Below are 1289 nucleotides of genomic sequence, written 5' to 3'. Positions count from 1 at the left end.
GAGAGTGTGCTGCAGAGGCACGGAAGGAGTTCTGTATGAACTGACACTGTACCGTAAAGCTGCGTGAATGATGGAGGGTGGCCCTCCGGGATCGGCTTTCAGGAGCGGGTCTCAAACCAGTCCGAGCTGCTGCGGTAAAGAGCCGTGGTGGTGAGCGTCGGATGAAACGTTCGGACGAGATCCGAGCAGGTGCATGTCCGAAAGACGAACGAAAGTGAACCCTCCGAAGACGCGTCGTTATGAACTTAAGTGTCGTCGAAACCAGGATCGTCTCATCATCCTGGGACAAGTCTGCCAGATGCCTGATGACCGGGCGGGCGGCGACCGGCGTAGAGGGGGCGTGAGTCGGACATAGGCTTTCACGCGGAACTGCAGGAACCAGGCTCCTGATGCAAAGGGAGAAGCTCAAGCGGAGCAAACCGCAAGGCGAGAGTACCGATGCAGGAGACTGGGGCGGACCGACCCGTATGAGCGTTGAGGGCCCTGTAATGGGGTCGGAGCAAAGGGGTCGGATCAGGTGGTCGTATTGTTTGGAACAACTGGAAACAGGATGACTTCGATAGGTACGACAGACAAGCCGTTTCGAATTGAGAAACGTCAAGTATACGAAGCTTACAAAGCGGTCAAAGCCAATCATGGCGCAGCCGGAGTGGACGGCGAGACCTTGGAGATGTTTGAGAAAGACCTTGCGAGAAATCTCTACAAGGTCTGGAATCGGATGTCCTCAGGGACGTACTTCCCACCGCCGGTTCGCGCCGTCTCCATTCCGAAGAAGACTGGAGGCGAAAGGGTTTTGGGTGTGCCCACCGTCAGCGATCGGATCGCGCAGATGGTGGTCAAGCAGATAATTGAACCGGATCTGGAGCCTTTCTTTCTTCCCGATTCCTACGGGTATAGGCCGGGAAAATCAGCGCTGGATGCCGTCGGCGTGACGCGTCAGCGCTGCTGGAAGTACGATTGGGTTCTGGAATTCGACATCAAAGGACTGTTTGACAATCTTCCGCACGATCTATTGCTGAAAGCGGTCAGGAAGCACGTCACGTGCAAGTGGGCTCTGCTGTACATCGAAAGATGGCTGGCAGCACCGATGGAGAAGGACGGGAAAGTCGTCGAGCGAACATGCGGCACCCCGCAAGGGGGCGTGGTCAGCCCGATCTTGTCGAATCTCTTCATGCACTATGCATTTGATCTGTGGATGTCGCGGACGCATCCTGACCTTCCATGGTGTCGATATGCCGACGATGGCCTTGTGCACTGCCGGAGTGAACAGCAAGCGGAAGCCCTCAAGG

At 56.3% G+C, this 1289-nt stretch carries 1 protein-coding gene; it reads left to right on the top strand.

All coding sequences use genetic code 11. The annotated features are described in order from the left end of the window. Positions 1–550: 550 nt before the first annotated feature. Positions 551–1289: group II intron reverse transcriptase/maturase (gene ltrA, locus ACWGTI_RS32455; protein ID WP_454590654.1), on the top strand; the 739-nt coding region annotated here is incomplete at its 3' end.

The sequence above is a fragment of the Mesorhizobium sp. ArgA1 genome (assembly GCF_053714375.1).
This window is presented reverse-complemented; position numbering and strand designations above follow the sequence as displayed.